This window comes from Acinetobacter sp. CE-15, assembly GCF_051059255.1.
In the GTDB taxonomy this organism is placed as follows: Bacteria; Pseudomonadota; Gammaproteobacteria; order Pseudomonadales; family Moraxellaceae; genus Acinetobacter; species Acinetobacter guillouiae.
In genome coordinates this window covers 1515711-1532739 of the sequence record NZ_CP192737.1, presented here as the reverse complement: position 1 = coordinate 1532739, position 17029 = coordinate 1515711, and the positions used below count along the sequence as shown (strand labels likewise).

Below are 17029 nucleotides of genomic sequence, written 5' to 3'. Positions count from 1 at the left end.
TTCAGTTACATCTACAATGATCACAACATTCCAATCTCTACCTTTACCTTCAGGGATATCTTTGGGTAAACTAAACAAACATGTCTAGATTAACGTATCTTCAACTTGATGATCAATTCTGGATGCTCTTGGCTCTCATGCACCGTAATTTGCAAGAACATGGAATAAAATTCAGCACCCATTTCCAATAGCTTAACCTAAACAGGATAAACTTGATCCTCAAAACACAGTTCTGATAGTCTGCCTTTAGAAGGTGTCTGCATCAATATTTGTTCAATCATTAGAGAAATGCCAAACGAGATATGCCTTTATGACGCTTAGCTAAAAATCAGAAAACCTTTTGAGCCGAGATATTTCATACATAGATTTTGCTGGGGGCTAATATTGAACAAAAAATGATTAATTGGTTTTTTAATAATCAATAAAAATGGTACCTAAGTACCATTTTTATTAGTCAAATATATTTTAACCAATTACAATTTGATGATTTGCAAGTAATGTTTCCAAATCTGTATGAACATTATTTAGAGTTACTAATGGCGTGTAATTTGTTCCACCAACCAAACCATCACGATCTATACTAATCACTGTATTATTACCAATTTGAGTTACATTTAGATAATTAGCAATAGTATCTCCTGTATCAATGGTTGCTGTACCATTAATATAATGAGCAGCACCATCTGCATCAGCAGTGTAACCAGTTAATAACGCTTTCAAATCAATACGATCTGCATCTGGTGTGGCTTCTGCAACACCAACGGTGAAACCATTCACTGTGTCTGAGCCATTACCACCTGTAGCATCACTTGCTAACAATACTTTATACAATATGGTGTCTTGACCACCATTGCCGATATTAAAAGTATCATTTCCTCCTCGCCCTTCAAATTGGTTATTTGCTGTGTTGCCAGTGAAAGTATCATTTCCATTGCTACCAGCAAGACCTTCAATATTCTTAAAACTCGCTATTCCAAAACCAGTGTTTTGTGCAGCCGTATTAGACAAATCAATAGTCAATGCAGTACTGCCTGCTAGTTTATAGTCAACAATATCTAGCCCACCTGTCGAGCTCCATTTACTATTCCCAGATAAGTCAACTAAAGTACCGCCACTTCCATCATAAGTATCTGTACCTGCTGTCGCAAAGAAAATGTCATTGTATCCAGTACCAATAAATTTACCATTGGCAACATTTGCACTTGTCTCCGCCGATAGTACATATGCCTGTGTGGCTGCACCAGCAGTTAATCCTGTCCAACTCAAGTTGACATTTTCAATAGTGTTTCCGCCCAAACTCGCTAAACCACCAACATCCTGAGAAATAGCATTCGCACTTTTAACCAAAACTGCTGTATAACTTTCGTTGGCATTCAAGCCATAAAAATTAACGAGGCCTGAACCGTCTGCACCAAACACACCCGATTGTGGATTCAATATTTGTGAAGACACCAAAATCCCTGCACTGTTGTATAACTGTACAGTATTGCCATAATAAACGTTTAGACCATTGGCATCCAAAATGCGTAAGTGAATACTTGTACCGTCCGCAACAGTATTAGTATTTTGCAGCAAAATGGTGTTAGCACCACCTTTATAAGCCAATACATCAACTGCTCCATCCCAGTTATAGTCCACTGCTAAAGCACCATCGATTCCTGTGAGTGTTGTACCCAAAGTACTTTGAGTAAAACTACCATTGCCGTTATTGGTATACAAATTAGGGACTGCATTAAAGACTGAACGTGGCAGTTCCACAATGTCCATCTTACCATCATTGTTCCAATCTACGGCCACTGAAGCCCCGCCAGCCAACGTATCTGAAAAATAAGTTGCCTGACCACCATTATTACCTGATGCTGTGCCAAATAGATTACCTGATCCACTGTTCCAATAAACACGGCTGGCAGCAGTATCAGTAGTATTTGCCGCGTCACGTCCTGCACCCAGGAATAAATCCATTTTACCATCATTGTTAAAGTCGGCCCAAGTCATTGCCGTCGCAGATGCTGGATCACCACCTACCCCTGTTCTAAAGACACCAGTAATATTGGTTTGGGTAAAGGCTGTGACAGAATTTTGTAAATTAGTCAATAAAGTCAAGGTATAAGCATCACCTATCGTTGGTGTAGTTGCACTAGTGGTGTGTTGAATCACATCCACTGCACCATCATTGGTTAGATCCACTGCCGAAACTTCAGAGAATGTATTCCCAGTCACACCAGTTGGTCTACCCTGAGCCCCTCCACCTAGTAAAGATAAAGTACCTGCAGTATTGGTAATAAATGTCATTGAATCATTACCAGTATCGCCATATGCAAAATCCAAATAGCCATCACCAGTTTTATCATAAGCCACTACAGCACCTTCCCACATGGAAGTTCCGCTAGCCAATGATTGGCTAATATAATTCACACCATCTGTTGTTGTCCAAACAGTTTGTGGTGAACCGCCAGATCGACTGTTGGTAAACACATCCATATAACCATCACGGTTAAAATCAGCAAATGAAGCACCAGATATTCCACCAGTTGCCCCACTTAGTGTAATGCTGCTATAGCTGTTCAACCCAGTGCTGTTGTAAATAGTACCCACAGTTGCGGTTGGGCTTGTTTGGAAGAATGACCATAAACCGTTTTGTCCTAATGAAACTGTCGCACCACCTATCACATTACCACTGGCTGCATTCCCCCAAGCTGGTGTCAATAGAGTAGAATTAGTGACAATTTGCAGTTCATTTACTGAATTGTCTTGCATTAATATACCGCCTGTACCATCTTTTACTACAGCTGATACTTCATAAGTACCCGAACTCAATGCCGTTGGAACCTGTATATACCAAGTCTTGTTGAGCGGATCAATTACCACAGCATTGGTGCCGCTATTAGCACTACTGTAAGTAATACCGTTTACCGTCACTTGCAAGACTTCTCCTGTGGTTAGACCAATCGGTAAGCTGCCTGTAATAATCGGTGTAGTATCTGTAGTACTTTGACTATTAATATGCACCGACAGCGAAGTCACACTACCTATCAACAATTGCCCATTCGCCAACAAAGTTTCCAGTGTGGTATTTACCCCTGTTAAGGTTAGCAATGGTGTCGTAAAATTACCGCTACCAGTGCTGTCAACGGAAATCACTGTATCAGTACCATTACTACTGACCTGTAAATAGCCACGCAGACCAGCAGATGCTGTGTCCAGAGTATAGACTCCTGTGGTGGCATCATAGTATACATAGGCTGTTCCCGTATACTTACTCAGCAAACCACCAAGATCAATTAAGTCGGCATCGGTATTTGCTGCATTGGCCAAACTGCCAACGCTGAAACCTGTGACAGTATCACTACCGTTACCTCCAGTCGCAGTATCAGATGCATTTAACAGATTATACACCAGTCGATCATTGCCACCATTACTACCCAAGATAATAGTATCGTTACCGCCACGCCCTTCAAAGATATTATCAAAGTTGTTACCTGTTAATATATCGGCCTGAGCACTGCCACGTACGCCTTCTACATTGCTGAGTGTAGTCAGTGTTCCCCATCCCGATACATTACCAGTTTGAAGATTGACATTAATCCCATTAGTGGCATTCTGAAAATCGACAATATCCATACCACCTGTTGCCACCCAAGTTTTGTTTTCACCTTTCAAAACAGGCAGGCTCCAGCCACCACCGCCATTATAAGTGGTGGTGCCGCCAGCGACGTTATAAACGACATAAGTGTCATTATAACCTGTACCTATTAACGTCGTTGGATTGGCAGCAGTTAGTCCACCTGTGGTTAAAACCTGTGCATCAGTTGCTGCTCCAGTTGAAACATTCCATGAGTAAGTTGTTGACGTACCATTATTATTCGTTAGTAATTTAACCGTATAAGTTTCCGATGCGCTTAAACCAAACACATTAACAATCGCAGAACCGTCATTGCTCCAAACTCCAGACTGCGGGTTAATGATTTGAGTAGAGACTAAACGACCACTAGAATCAAATATTTGTACGGTATTACCATAGTAGATATTATGCCCTTCTGCATTGACAATACGTAGATGCAAAGCAGTACCATCTTTGACCTGATTGGTATTGGCAATCAGCTGCGTAGCGGCACTGCCAGTAAAACTTGCTAACAAATCAATATCACCATCCCAATCATAGTCAGCTGCTGACACACCATTGAGTGAGTTATTTGCCATATCTGCCAACTGAGTGGTGGTCCATCCCGCTGCAACATTACCACTGTTGGTATAAAGGTTGGCTATACCAGTTGCATAATCAACCTCGATGGCATCCATTTTTCCGTCACCATTCCAGTCTACTGCGACGGACGCTTCGCCATCCAAAGTATCACCTGCAATGGCTATACCAGTTGTTGCCAAAGTACCATTATTATTCAAAAAGATTTTACTATTGGCCGCTGTACCAGTATTAGTACCATTCAAATACAAGTCTAGATAACCATCACCATTAAAGTCTGCCCAAGTCATGGATGATGGTGAAATTGAATCCCCTGTACCTCTAGACACTCTAAAAACGTTATCAACTACTTGAGCTTCTGTCCAGTTAGCACCTGTATTACTCGTTGTTCCATTATTTAATAACAAACTTAATGTAAAGAGATTGCTATTACCTGATTGGCTTATGCCGACATGTAATGCAAGATCCACTTTACCATCATTATTTAAATCTACTCCGGAGTTTTCTCGATCCATCGCCAAAGTGCTGATATTTGATGATGTTGAGCCAGCTGCTCTACCATAAACTGTAAATGATCCGTTGGTATTTTTTAAGAAACTTGCTGAATCAGAACCATAATCACCGATGACTGCATCCAGATAACCATCTCCATCCATATCAATCAGTACAGTACCACCTTGAGCTACTGTAGTTCCTGCAGAAGTTGTTCCTGCTGTAAAACCTCCTGAACTAGTCCCCGTCCAGATTGGTGCAGTAAATGTAATAGCAGTATCTGCTCCAACGATGTCAATATTACCATCCAGATTAAAATCACCAAAGGAATATGAACTGGCGTTACCAGCTCCAATCGTTAAAACAGTTGTTGTATATGTATTGTTGGAACTTCCAACATACACCGCCTGATCACTCAAAAAGCTCCAGTTACCACTGCTATTAATGATCATACTACTACCATAACCTGTAGTAGGGTTGGTTCCAAAACTCGTATTGATCGCTGCTGCATTACCCAATGCATTGACTATGTCAAATTGAGTAGTTGCACTTAAAAGGCTACGGTTTCCTGCAGCATCCCACACTACATAACCTAGATGATATGACCCACTAGTCAAATTGACTGCCATGTTCCAATTACCGCCAGCACCAATTAACGTGCTACTAATAACTCGATCGACACCTTCTGTATAAATTCCATCACCATTGATATCAACAATTAATGCCACCGTACTGCCTACTTCTGCGGTACCATCAATAGCACTACTGAAATTCAACGTATTTGAAGCCAATATGTTCTTATCACCATCAGAATCAATGCTTGCAGCATTTGCTAAATCTGGTGCTGTCAATGACATGACTGGTGCAACCAAATCGACCGTATAATTCGTAGTAGTACTTGTACCATGACTACCATTGGCTGTATTTTCAACACGTACCTGTAATGGTACTGTTGCTGATACAGTATAGGCCAGTGCTGTATAACTCCATGTTGTAGCGCCTAAGTTGTTTTGCACTACAATCCAATTACTTCCCCCATCTAGACTGATCGTTACTTGTTCATTTGCTTGTAAACCACGTTCAATACTACCATTTAGAATTGGTGTACTGTCACGAGTAACTAAGTCGGTATTAGTCGCATCATTATTGGTGGTATAACCACTATTCAATGCAGCACTCGTATCAGTTGTTAACGTGGTGAATGTAGCTGTAGTATCCACAGTCAAATTAAAGTCTGCTGTTGGTGTACTTTCATTCCCAGCCAGATCCATCAATTTAACAAAGTAGCTATACGCTCCAAAGTTCAATACAGATGCTGGTGTATAACTCCATGCAGTTTGACCAGCAGTTAATACAATGGAAGACACTAGAACATTATTTTGATATACATTTATCGTATAACCTGACAACACTCCTGAAGTGATACTTCCTGTTAATGTAGGCGTAGTGTCATCTGTAGTGGTGCCACTTCCTTTTACCTCAGGTGTACCAACATTGTCGAGATAATTATCAATGGTTACTGTTTGTGTCGGTGCACTGGTAACAACAGAAATCGTATAGTTGTTCGATACTGAACCTTGGTTACCTGCTGCATCTTCCACTTGTGCGGTATAGACATAATTTACACCATCCGCCAAGCCCGCATCTGAATAAGTCCAACTGGTCCCGGTGACCGTTGCTGTACCAACTTTGACACCATCACGATACACCGCAACAACTTCACCTGAACCCAATACTGCACTGATCGTACCCTGTAATTCTGGGGTCACATCATTTGTTGTACCACCATTGGCTACATTTCCAGTTTGTGGTGCGACATCATCAACAACTGTCGTAATCACCGTTGTTTGAGTTGGCGCTGTAGTGTCAACAGAAATCGCATAGTTGTTCGATATTGAACCTTGGTTACCTGCTGCATCTTCCACTTGTGCGGTATAGACATAATTTACACCATCCGCCAAGCCCGCATCTGAATAAGTCCAACTGGTCCCGGTGACCGTTGCTGTACCAACTTTGACGCCATCACGATACACCGCAACAACTTCACCTGAACCCAATACTGCACTGATCGTACCCTGTAATTCTGGGGTCACATCATTTGTTGTACCACCATTGGCTACATTTCCAGTTTGTGGTGCGACATCATCAACAACTGTCGTAATCACCGTTGTTTGAGTTGGCGCTGTAGTGTCAACAGAAATCGCATAGTTGTTCGATACTGAACCTTGGTTACCTGCTGCATCTTCCACTTGTGCGGTATAGACATAATTTACACCATCCGCCAAGCCCGCATCTGAATAAGTCCAACTGGTCCCGGTGACCGTTGCTGTACCAACTTTGACGCCATCACGATACACCGCAACAACTTCACCTGAACCCAATACTGCACTGATCGTACCCTGTAATTCTGGGGTCACATCATTTGTTGTACCACCATTGCCTACATTTCCAGTTTGTGGTGCGACATCATCAACAACTGTCGTAATCACCGTTGTTTGAGTTGGCGCTGTAGTGTCAACAGAAATCGCATAGTTGTTCGATACTGAACCTTGGTTACCTGCTGCATCTTCCACTTGTGCGGTATAGACATAATTTACACCATCCGCCAAGCCCGCATCTGAATAAGTCCAACTGGTCCCGGTGACCGTTGCTGTACCAACTTTGACACCATCACGATACACCGCAACAACTTCACCTGAACCCAATACTGCACTGATCGTACCCTGTAATTCTGGGGTCACATCATTTGTTGTACCACCATTGGCTACATTTCCAGTTTGTGGTGCGACATCATCAACAACTGTCGTAATCACCGTTGTTTGAGTTGGCGCTGTAGTGTCAACAGAAATCGCATAGTTGTTCGATATTGAACCTTGGTTACCTGCTGCATCTTCCACTTGTGCGGTATAGACATAATTTACACCATCCGCCAAGCCCGCATCTGAATAAGTCCAACTGGTCCCGGTGACCGTTGCTGTACCAACTTTGACGCCATCACGATACACCGCAACAACTTCACCTGAACCCAATACTGCACTGATCGTACCCTGTAATTCTGGGGTCACATCATTTGTTGTACCACCATTGGCTACATTTCCAGTTTGTGGTGCGACATCATCAACAACTGTCGTAATCACCGTTGTTTGAGTTGGCGCTGTAGTGTCAACAGAAATCGCATAGTTGTTCGATACTGAACCTTGGTTACCTGCTGCATCTTCCACTTGTGCGGTATAGACATAATTTACACCATCCGCCAAGCCCGCATCTGAATAAGTCCAACTGGTCCCGGTGACCGTTGCTGTACCAACTTTGACGCCATCACGATACACCGCAACAACTTCACCTGAACCCAATACTGCACTGATCGTACCCTGTAATTCTGGGGTCACATCATTTGTTGTACCACCATTGCCTACATTTCCAGTTTGTGGTGCGACATCATCAACAACTGTCGTAATCACCGTTGTTTGAGTTGGCGCTGTAGTGTCAACAGAAATCGCATAGTTGTTCGATACTGAACCTTGGTTACCTGCTGCATCTTCCACTTGTGCGGTATAGACATAATTTACACCATCCGCCAAGCCCGCATCTGAATAAGTCCAACTGGTCCCGGTGACCGTTGCTGTACCAACTTTGACACCATCACGATACACCACAACAACTTCACCTGAACCCAATACTGCACTGATCGTACCCTGTAATTCTGGGGTCACATCATTTGTTGTACCACCATTGCCTACATTTCCAGTTTGTGGTGCGACATCATCAACAACTGTCGTAATCACCGTTGTTTGAGTTGGCGCTGTAGTGTCAACAGAAATCGCATAGTTGTTCGATACTGAACCTTGGTTACCTGCTGCATCTTCCACTTGTGCGGTATAGACATAATTTACACCATCCGCCAAGCCCGCATCTGAATAAGTCCAACTGGTCCCGGTGACCGTTGCTGTACCAACTTTGACGCCATCACGATACACCGCAACAACTTCACCTGAACCCAATACTGCACTGATCGTACCCTGTAATTCTGGGGTCACATCATTTGTTGTACCACCATTGGCTACATTTCCAGTTTGTGGTGCGACATCATCAACAACTGTCGTAATCACCGTTGTTTGAGTTGGCGCTGTAGTGTCAACAGAAATCGCATAGTTGTTCGATACTGAACCTTGGTTACCTGCTGCATCTTCCACTTGTGCGGTATAGACATAATTTACACCATCCGCCAAGCCCGCATCTGAATAAGTCCAACTGGTCCCGGTGACCGTTGCTGTACCAACTTTGACACCATCACGATACACCACAACAACTTCACCTGAACCCAATACTGCACTGATCGTACCCTGTAATTCTGGGGTCACATCATTTGTTGTACCACCATTGGCTACATTTCCAGTTTGTGGTGCGACATCATCAACAACTGTCGTAATCACCGTTGTTTGAGTTGGCGCTGTAGTGTCAACAGAAATCGCATAGTTGTTCGATACTGAACCTTGGTTACCTGCTGCATCTTCCACTTGTGCGGTATAGACATAATTTACACCATCCGCCAAGCCCGCATCTGAATAAGTCCAACTGGTCCCGGTGACCGTTGCTGTACCAACTTTGACACCATCACGATACACCGCAACAACTTCACCTGAACCCAATACTGCACTGATCGTACCCTGTAATTCTGGGGTCACATCATTTGTTGTACCACCATTGGCTACATTTCCAGTTTGTGGTGCGACATCATCAACAACTGTCGTAATCACCGTTGTTTGAGTTGGCGCTGTAGTGTCAACAGAAATCGCATAGTTGTTCGATACTGAACCTTGGTTACCTGCTGCATCTTCCACTTGTGCGGTATAGACATAATTTACACCATCCGCCAAGCCCGCATCTGAATAAGTCCAACTGGTCCCGGTGACCGTTGCTGTACCAACTTTGACACCATCACGATACACCGCAACAACTTCACCTGAACCCAATACTGCACTGATCGTACCCTGTAATTCTGGGGTCACATCATTTGTTGTACCACCATTGCCTACATTTCCAGTTTGTGGTGCGACATCATCAACAACTGTCGTAATCACCGTTGTTTGAGTTGGCGCTGTAGTGTCAACAGAAATCGCATAGTTGTTCGATACTGAACCTTGGTTACCTGCTGCATCTTCCACTTGTGCGGTATAGACATAATTTACACCATCCGCCAAGCCCGCATCTGAATAAGTCCAACTGGTCCCGGTGACCGTTGCTGTACCAACTTTGACACCATCACGATACACCGCAACAACTTCACCTGAACCCAATACTGCACTGATCGTACCCTGTAATTCTGGGGTCACATCATTTGTTGTACCACCATTGGCTACATTTCCAGTTTGTGGTGCGACATCATCAACAACTGTCGTAATCACCGTTGTTTGAGTTGGCGCTGTAGTGTCAACAGAAATCGCATAGTTGTTCGATACTGAACCTTGGTTACCTGCTGCATCTTCCACTTGTGCGGTATAGACATAATTTACACCATCCGCCAAGCCCGCATCTGAATAAGTCCAACTGGTCCCGGTGACCGTTGCTGTACCAACTTTGACACCATCACGATACACCGCAACAACTTCACCTGAACCCAATACTGCACTGATCGTACCCTGTAATTCTGGGGTCACATCATTTGTTGTACCACCATTGGCTACATTTCCAGTTTGTGGTGCGACATCATCAACAACTGTCGTAATCACCGTTGTTTGAGTTGGCGCTGTAGTGTCAACAGAAATCGCATAGTTGTTCGATACTGAACCTTGGTTACCTGCTGCATCTTCCACTTGTGCGGTATAGACATAATTTACACCATCCGCCAAGCCCGCATCTGAATAAGTCCAACTGGTCCCGGTGACCGTTGCTGTACCAACTTTGACACCATCACGATACACCGCAACAACTTCACCTGAACCCAATACTGCACTGATCGTACCCTGTAATTCTGGGGTCACATCATTTGTTGTACCACCATTGGCTACATTTCCAGTTTGTGGTGCGACATCATCAACAACTGTCGTAATCACCGTTGTTTGAGTTGGCGCTGTAGTGTCAACAGAAATCGCATAGTTGTTCGATACTGAACCTTGGTTACCTGCTGCATCTTCCACTTGTGCGGTATAGACATAATTTACACCATCCGCCAAGCCCGCATCTGAATAAGTCCAACTGGTCCCGGTGACCGTTGCTGTACCAACTTTGACGCCATCACGATACACCGCAACAACTTCACCTGAACCCAATACTGCACTGATCGTACCCTGTAATTCTGGGGTCACATCATTTGTTGTACCACCATTGGCTACATTTCCAGTTTGTGGTGCGACATCATCAACAACTGTCGTAATCACCGTTGTTTGAGTTGGCGCTGTAGTGTCAACAGAAATCGCATAGTTGTTCGATACTGAACCTTGGTTACCTGCTGCATCTTCCACTTGTGCGGTATAGACATAATTTACACCATCCGCCAAGCCCGCATCTGAATAAGTCCAACTGGTCCCGGTGACCGTTGCTGTACCAACTTTGACACCATCACGATACACCGCAACAACTTCACCTGAACCCAATACTGCACTGATCGTACCCTGTAATTCTGGGGTCACATCATTTGTTGTACCACCATTGCCTACATTTCCAGTTTGTGGTGCGACATCATCAACAACTGTCGTAATCACCGTTGTTTGAGTTGGCGCTGTAGTGTCAACAGAAATCGCATAGTTGTTCGATACTGAACCTTGGTTACCTGCTGCATCTTCCACTTGTGCGGTATAGACATAATTTACACCATCCGCCAAGCCCGCATCTGAATAAGTCCAACTGGTCCCGGTGACCGTTGCTGTACCAACTTTGACACCATCACGATACACCGCAACAACTTCACCTGAACCCAATACTGCACTGATCGTACCCTGTAATTCTGGGGTCACATCATTTGTTGTACCACCATTGGCTACATTTCCAGTTTGTGGTGCGACATCATCAACAACTGTCGTAATCACCGTTGTTTGAGTTGGCGCTGTAGTGTCAACAGAAATCGCATAGTTGTTCGATACTGAACCTTGGTTACCTGCTGCATCTTCCACTTGTGCGGTATAGACATAATTTACACCATCCGCCAAGCCCGCATCTGAATAAGTCCAACTGGTCCCGGTGACCGTTGCTGTACCAACTTTGACGCCATCACGATACACCGCAACAACTTCACCTGAACCCAATACTGCACTGATCGTACCCTGTAATTCTGGGGTCACATCATTTGTTGTACCACCATTGGCTACATTTCCAGTTTGTGGTGCGACATCATCAACAACTGTCGTAATCACCGTTGTTTGAGTTGGCGCTGTAGTGTCAACAGAAATCGCATAGTTGTTCGATACTGAACCTTGGTTACCTGCTGCATCTTCCACTTGTGCGGTATAGACATAATTTACACCATCCGCCAAGCCCGCATCTGAATAAGTCCAACTGGTCCCGGTGACCGTTGCTGTACCAACTTTGACACCATCACGATACACCGCAACAACTTCACCTGAACCCAATACTGCACTGATCGTACCCTGTAATTCTGGGGTCACATCATTTGTTGTACCACCATTGGCTACATTTCCAGTTTGTGGTGCGACATCATCAACAACTGTCGTAATCACCGTTGTTTGAGTTGGCGCTGTAGTGTCAACAGAAATCGCATAGTTGTTCGATACTGAACCTTGGTTACCTGCTGCATCTTCCACTTGTGCGGTATAGACATAATTTACACCATCCGCCAAGCCCGCATCTGAATAAGTCCAACTGGTCCCGGTGACCGTTGCTGTACCAACTTTGACACCATCACGATACACCGCAACAACTTCACCTGAACCCAATACTGCACTGATCGTACCCTGTAATTCTGGGGTCACATCATTTGTTGTACCACCATTGGCTACATTTCCAGTTTGTGGTGCGACATCATCAACAACTGTCGTAATCACCGTTGTTTGAGTTGGCGCTGTAGTGTCAACAGAAATCGCATAGTTGTTCGATATTGAACCTTGGTTACCTGCTGCATCTTCCACTTGTGCGGTATAGACATAATTTACACCATCCGCCAAGCCCGCATCTGAATAAGTCCAACTGGTCCCGGTGACCGTTGCTGTACCAACTTTGACGCCATCACGATACACCGCAACAACTTCACCTGAACCCAATACTGCACTGATCGTACCCTGTAATTCTGGGGTCACATCATTTGTTGTACCACCATTGGCTACATTTCCAGTTTGTGGTGCGACATCATCAACAACTGTCGTAATCACCGTTGTTTGAGTTGGAGCACTGGTATCAATATTAATTTTTATTGAATCACTTGGTACACTGGTATTACCTGCCTGATCAGTCAGCGAATAGCTAAAATCATGCTCACCATCTGGTAATGGATCATTTGGCGTCAATCTACCTGTATTAGGATCATAAGTGGAGGGAACTTCTTTACCATCTACAAATAATTTCGGTGTTTCACCGGGTGCAACAGGACCAATTATAATTCCCGGAGTATTATCATCAGTCGGAGTACCTCCAGGGAAAGTGCCTTGAATATCCCCTTGATTATCAAAAAAATCCTCTGGTACAGGTGGTTTAGCTGGAGGTGTCGTATCAATATTAATTTTTATTGAATCACTTGGTACACTGGTATTACCTGCCTGATCAGTCAGCGAATAGCTAAAATCATGCTCACCATCTGGTAATGGATCATTTGGCGTCAATCTACCTGTATTAGGATCATAAGTGGATGGAACTTCTTTACCATCTACAAATAATTTCGGTGTTTCACCGGGTGCAACAGGACCAATTATAATTCCCGGAGTATTATCATCAGTCGGAGTACCTCCAGGGAAAGTGCCTTGAATATCCCCTTGATTATCAAAAAAATCCTCTGGTACAGGTGGTTTAGCTGGAGGTGTCGTATCAATATTAATTTTTATTGAATCACTTGGTACACTGGTATTACCTGCCTGATCAGTCAGCGAATAGCTAAAATCATGCTCACCATCTGGTAATGGATCATTTGGCGTCAATCTACCTGTATTAGGATCATAAGTGGATGGAACTTCTTTACCATCTACAAATAATTTCGGTGTTTCACCGGGTGCAACAGGACCAATTATAATTCCCGGAGTATTATCATCAGTCAGAGTACCTCCAGGGAAAGTGCCTTGAGTATCCCCTTGATTATCAAAAAAATCCTCTGGTACAGGTGGTTTAGCTGGAGGTGTCGTATCAATATTAATTTTTATTGAATCACTTGGTGCACTGGTATTACCTGCCTGATCAGTCAGCGAATAGCTAAAATCATGCTCACCATCTGGTAATGGATCATTTGGCGTCAATCTACCTGTATTAGGATCATAAGTGGATGGAACTTCTTTACCATCTACAAATAATTTCGGTGTTTCACCAGGTGCAACAGGACCAATTATAATTCCCGGAGTATTATCATCAGTCGGAGTACCCCCAGGGAAAGTGCCTTGAATATCCCCTTGATTATCAAAAAAATCCTCTGGTACAGGTGGTTTAGCTGGAGGTGTCGTATCAATATTAATTTTTATTGAATCACTTGGTACACTGGTATTACCTGCCTGATCAGTCAGCGAATAGCTAAAATCATGCTCACCATCTGGTAATGGATCATTTGGCGTCAATCTACCTGTATTAGGATCATAAGTGGATGGAACTTCTTTACCATCTACAAATAATTTCGGTGTTTCACCAGGTGCAACAGGACCAATTATAATTCCCGGAGTATTATCATCAGTCGGAGTACCCCCAGGGAAAGTGCCTTGAATATCCCCTTGATTATCAAAAAAATCCTCTGGTACAGGTGGTTTAGCTGGAGGTGTCGTATCAATATTAATTTTTATTGAATCACTTGGTGCACTGGTATTACCTGCCTGATCAGTCAGCGAATAGCTAAAATCATGCTCACCATCTGGTAATGGATCATTTGGCGTCAATCTACCTGTATTAGGATCATAAGTGGATGGAACTTCTTTACCATCTACAAATAATTTCGGTGTTTCACCAGGTGCAACAGGACCAATTATAATTCCCGGAGTATTATCATCAGTCAGAGTACCTCCAGGGAAAGTGCCTTGAGTATCCCCTTGATTATCAAAAAAATCCTCTGGTACAGGTGGTTTAGCTGGAGGTGTCGTATCAATATTAATTTTTATTGAATCACTTGGTACACTGGTATTACCTGCCTGATCAGTCAGCGAATAGCTAAAATCATGCTCACCATCTGGTAATGGATCATTTGGCGTCAATCTACCTGTATTAGGATCATAAGTGGATGGAACTTCTTTACCATCTACAAATAATTTCGGTGTTTCACCAGGTGCAACAGGACCAATTATAATTCCCGGAGTATTATCATCAGTCGGAGTACCCCCAGGGAAAGTGCCTTGAATATCCCCTTGATTATCAAAAAAATCCTCTGGTACAGGTGGTTTAGCTGGAGGTGTCGTATCAATATTAATTTTTATTGAATCACTTGGTACACTGGTATTACCTGCCTGATCAGTCAGCGAATAGCTAAAATCATGCTCACCATCTGGTAATGGATCATTTGGTGTCAATCTACCTGTATTAGGATCATAAGTGGATGGAACTTCTTTACCATCTACAAATAATTTCGGTGTTTCACCAGGTGCAACAGGACCAATTATAATTCCCGGAGTATTATCATCAGTCGGAGTACCCCCAGGGAAAGTGCCTTGAATATCCCCTTGATTATCAAAAAAATCCTCTGGTACAGGTGGTTTAGCTGGAGGTGTCGTATCAATATTAATTTTTATTGAATCACTTGGTACACTGGTATTACCTGCCTGATCAGTCAGCGAATAGCTAAAATCATGCTCACCATCTGGTAATGGATCATTTGGTGTCAATCTACCTGTATTAGGATCATAAGTGGATGGAACTTCTTTACCATCTACAAATAATTTCGGTGTTTCACCGGGTGCAACAGGACCAATTATAATTCCTGGGGTGTTGTCATCAGTCTGAGTACCCCCTGGGAAAGTCCCTTGGATATCACCCTGATTGTCAACAAAGTTTTCCGGTGTACTTGGCTTAGCAGGAGGTGTCGTGTCGACAATAATTTCTATTGGATCACTTGGTGCACTGGTATTGCCTGCCTGATCAGTCAACGTATAGGTAATATCATGCTGACCATCAGATAATGGATTATTTGGTGTCAATGTCCCTGTATTAGGATCATAAGTGGAGGGAACTTCTTTACCATCTACAAATAATTTCGGTGTTTCACCAGGGGCAACTGGTCCAATTATAATCCCCGGTGTATTGTCATCAGTCGGAGTACCCCCTGGGAAAGTCCCTTGAATATCCCCATGATTATCAAAAAAATCCTCTGGTACAGGTGGTTTAGCTGGAGGTGTCGTATCAATATTAATTTTTATTGAATCACTTGGTGCACTGGTATTACCTGCCTGATCAGTCAACGTATAGGTAATATCATGCTGACCATCAGATAATGGATTATTTGGTGTCAATGTCCCTGTATTAGGATCATAAGTGGAGGGAACTTCTTTACCATCTACAAATAATTTCGGTGTTTCACCAGGGGCAACTGGTCCAATTATAATCCCCGGTGTATTGTCATCAGTCGGAGTACCTCCAGAAAAAGTGCCTTGAATGTCCCCTTGATTGTCAATAAAATTTTCAGGTGTGCTTGGTTTAGCAATAATTAAAGGCTCCTTATTATTTTTATGATCATTATGGGCCCACCATAATATTCCTGCTGCTGTTGTAGGAATGAAAGACCATAGCAAAGGACCTGCAACAGTATCATGATAAAGAAGTGGCTCTATATTTTCGATATAACTATAAGTAATATTATCTAATAAAGCACCATTTGCATCACTAAATTGTACCCATAAAAGCTTATGTTGATCATCTTCAAAGACTAAGCTATTTTCAGTTTCATAATTAACGTTATTAAAAAAATTCTCTATAATAACTTGTTCGCCTGACTTAAGAGTAATAATTGCATTATTACCATTTTGTTCAATTTTTAAAACATCATCCTTATTCATTTTTAATATGACTACTGATGCTTCTGATAAAGAAATTTTACTTTCATTCACTTCCATCAAAACATCATGCGTTTCTTTTGATATTACCTTTATATTAGACATACAGAAACCCTCCTGGGCTTAAAACATTAATTAATCAAGGTGACATTTTTAAACTCTCTACCATTTATTAATATTAAATCCAAAATCACTCATTTCAACATTACCAACAATTAAA

The 17029-nt window shown here is 42.8% G+C and carries 1 protein-coding gene; it reads right to left on the bottom strand.

Annotated elements, in window-relative coordinates:
- Positions 1-465: 465 nt before the first annotated feature.
- The gene (locus ACQ7EO_RS07040) at positions 466-16914 is read right to left on the bottom strand and encodes an Ig-like domain-containing protein (RefSeq protein ID WP_434279225.1); all 16449 of its coding nucleotides are present in this window, start codon (positions 16912-16914) and stop codon (positions 466-468) included.
- Positions 16915-17029: the final 115 nt, after the last annotated feature.

Coding starts and splice junctions, on each gene's coding strand:
- ACQ7EO_RS07040 (WP_434279225.1), bottom strand. CDS start 16,914: ATGTCTAATATAAAGGTAATATCAAAAGAAACGCATGATGTTTTGATG.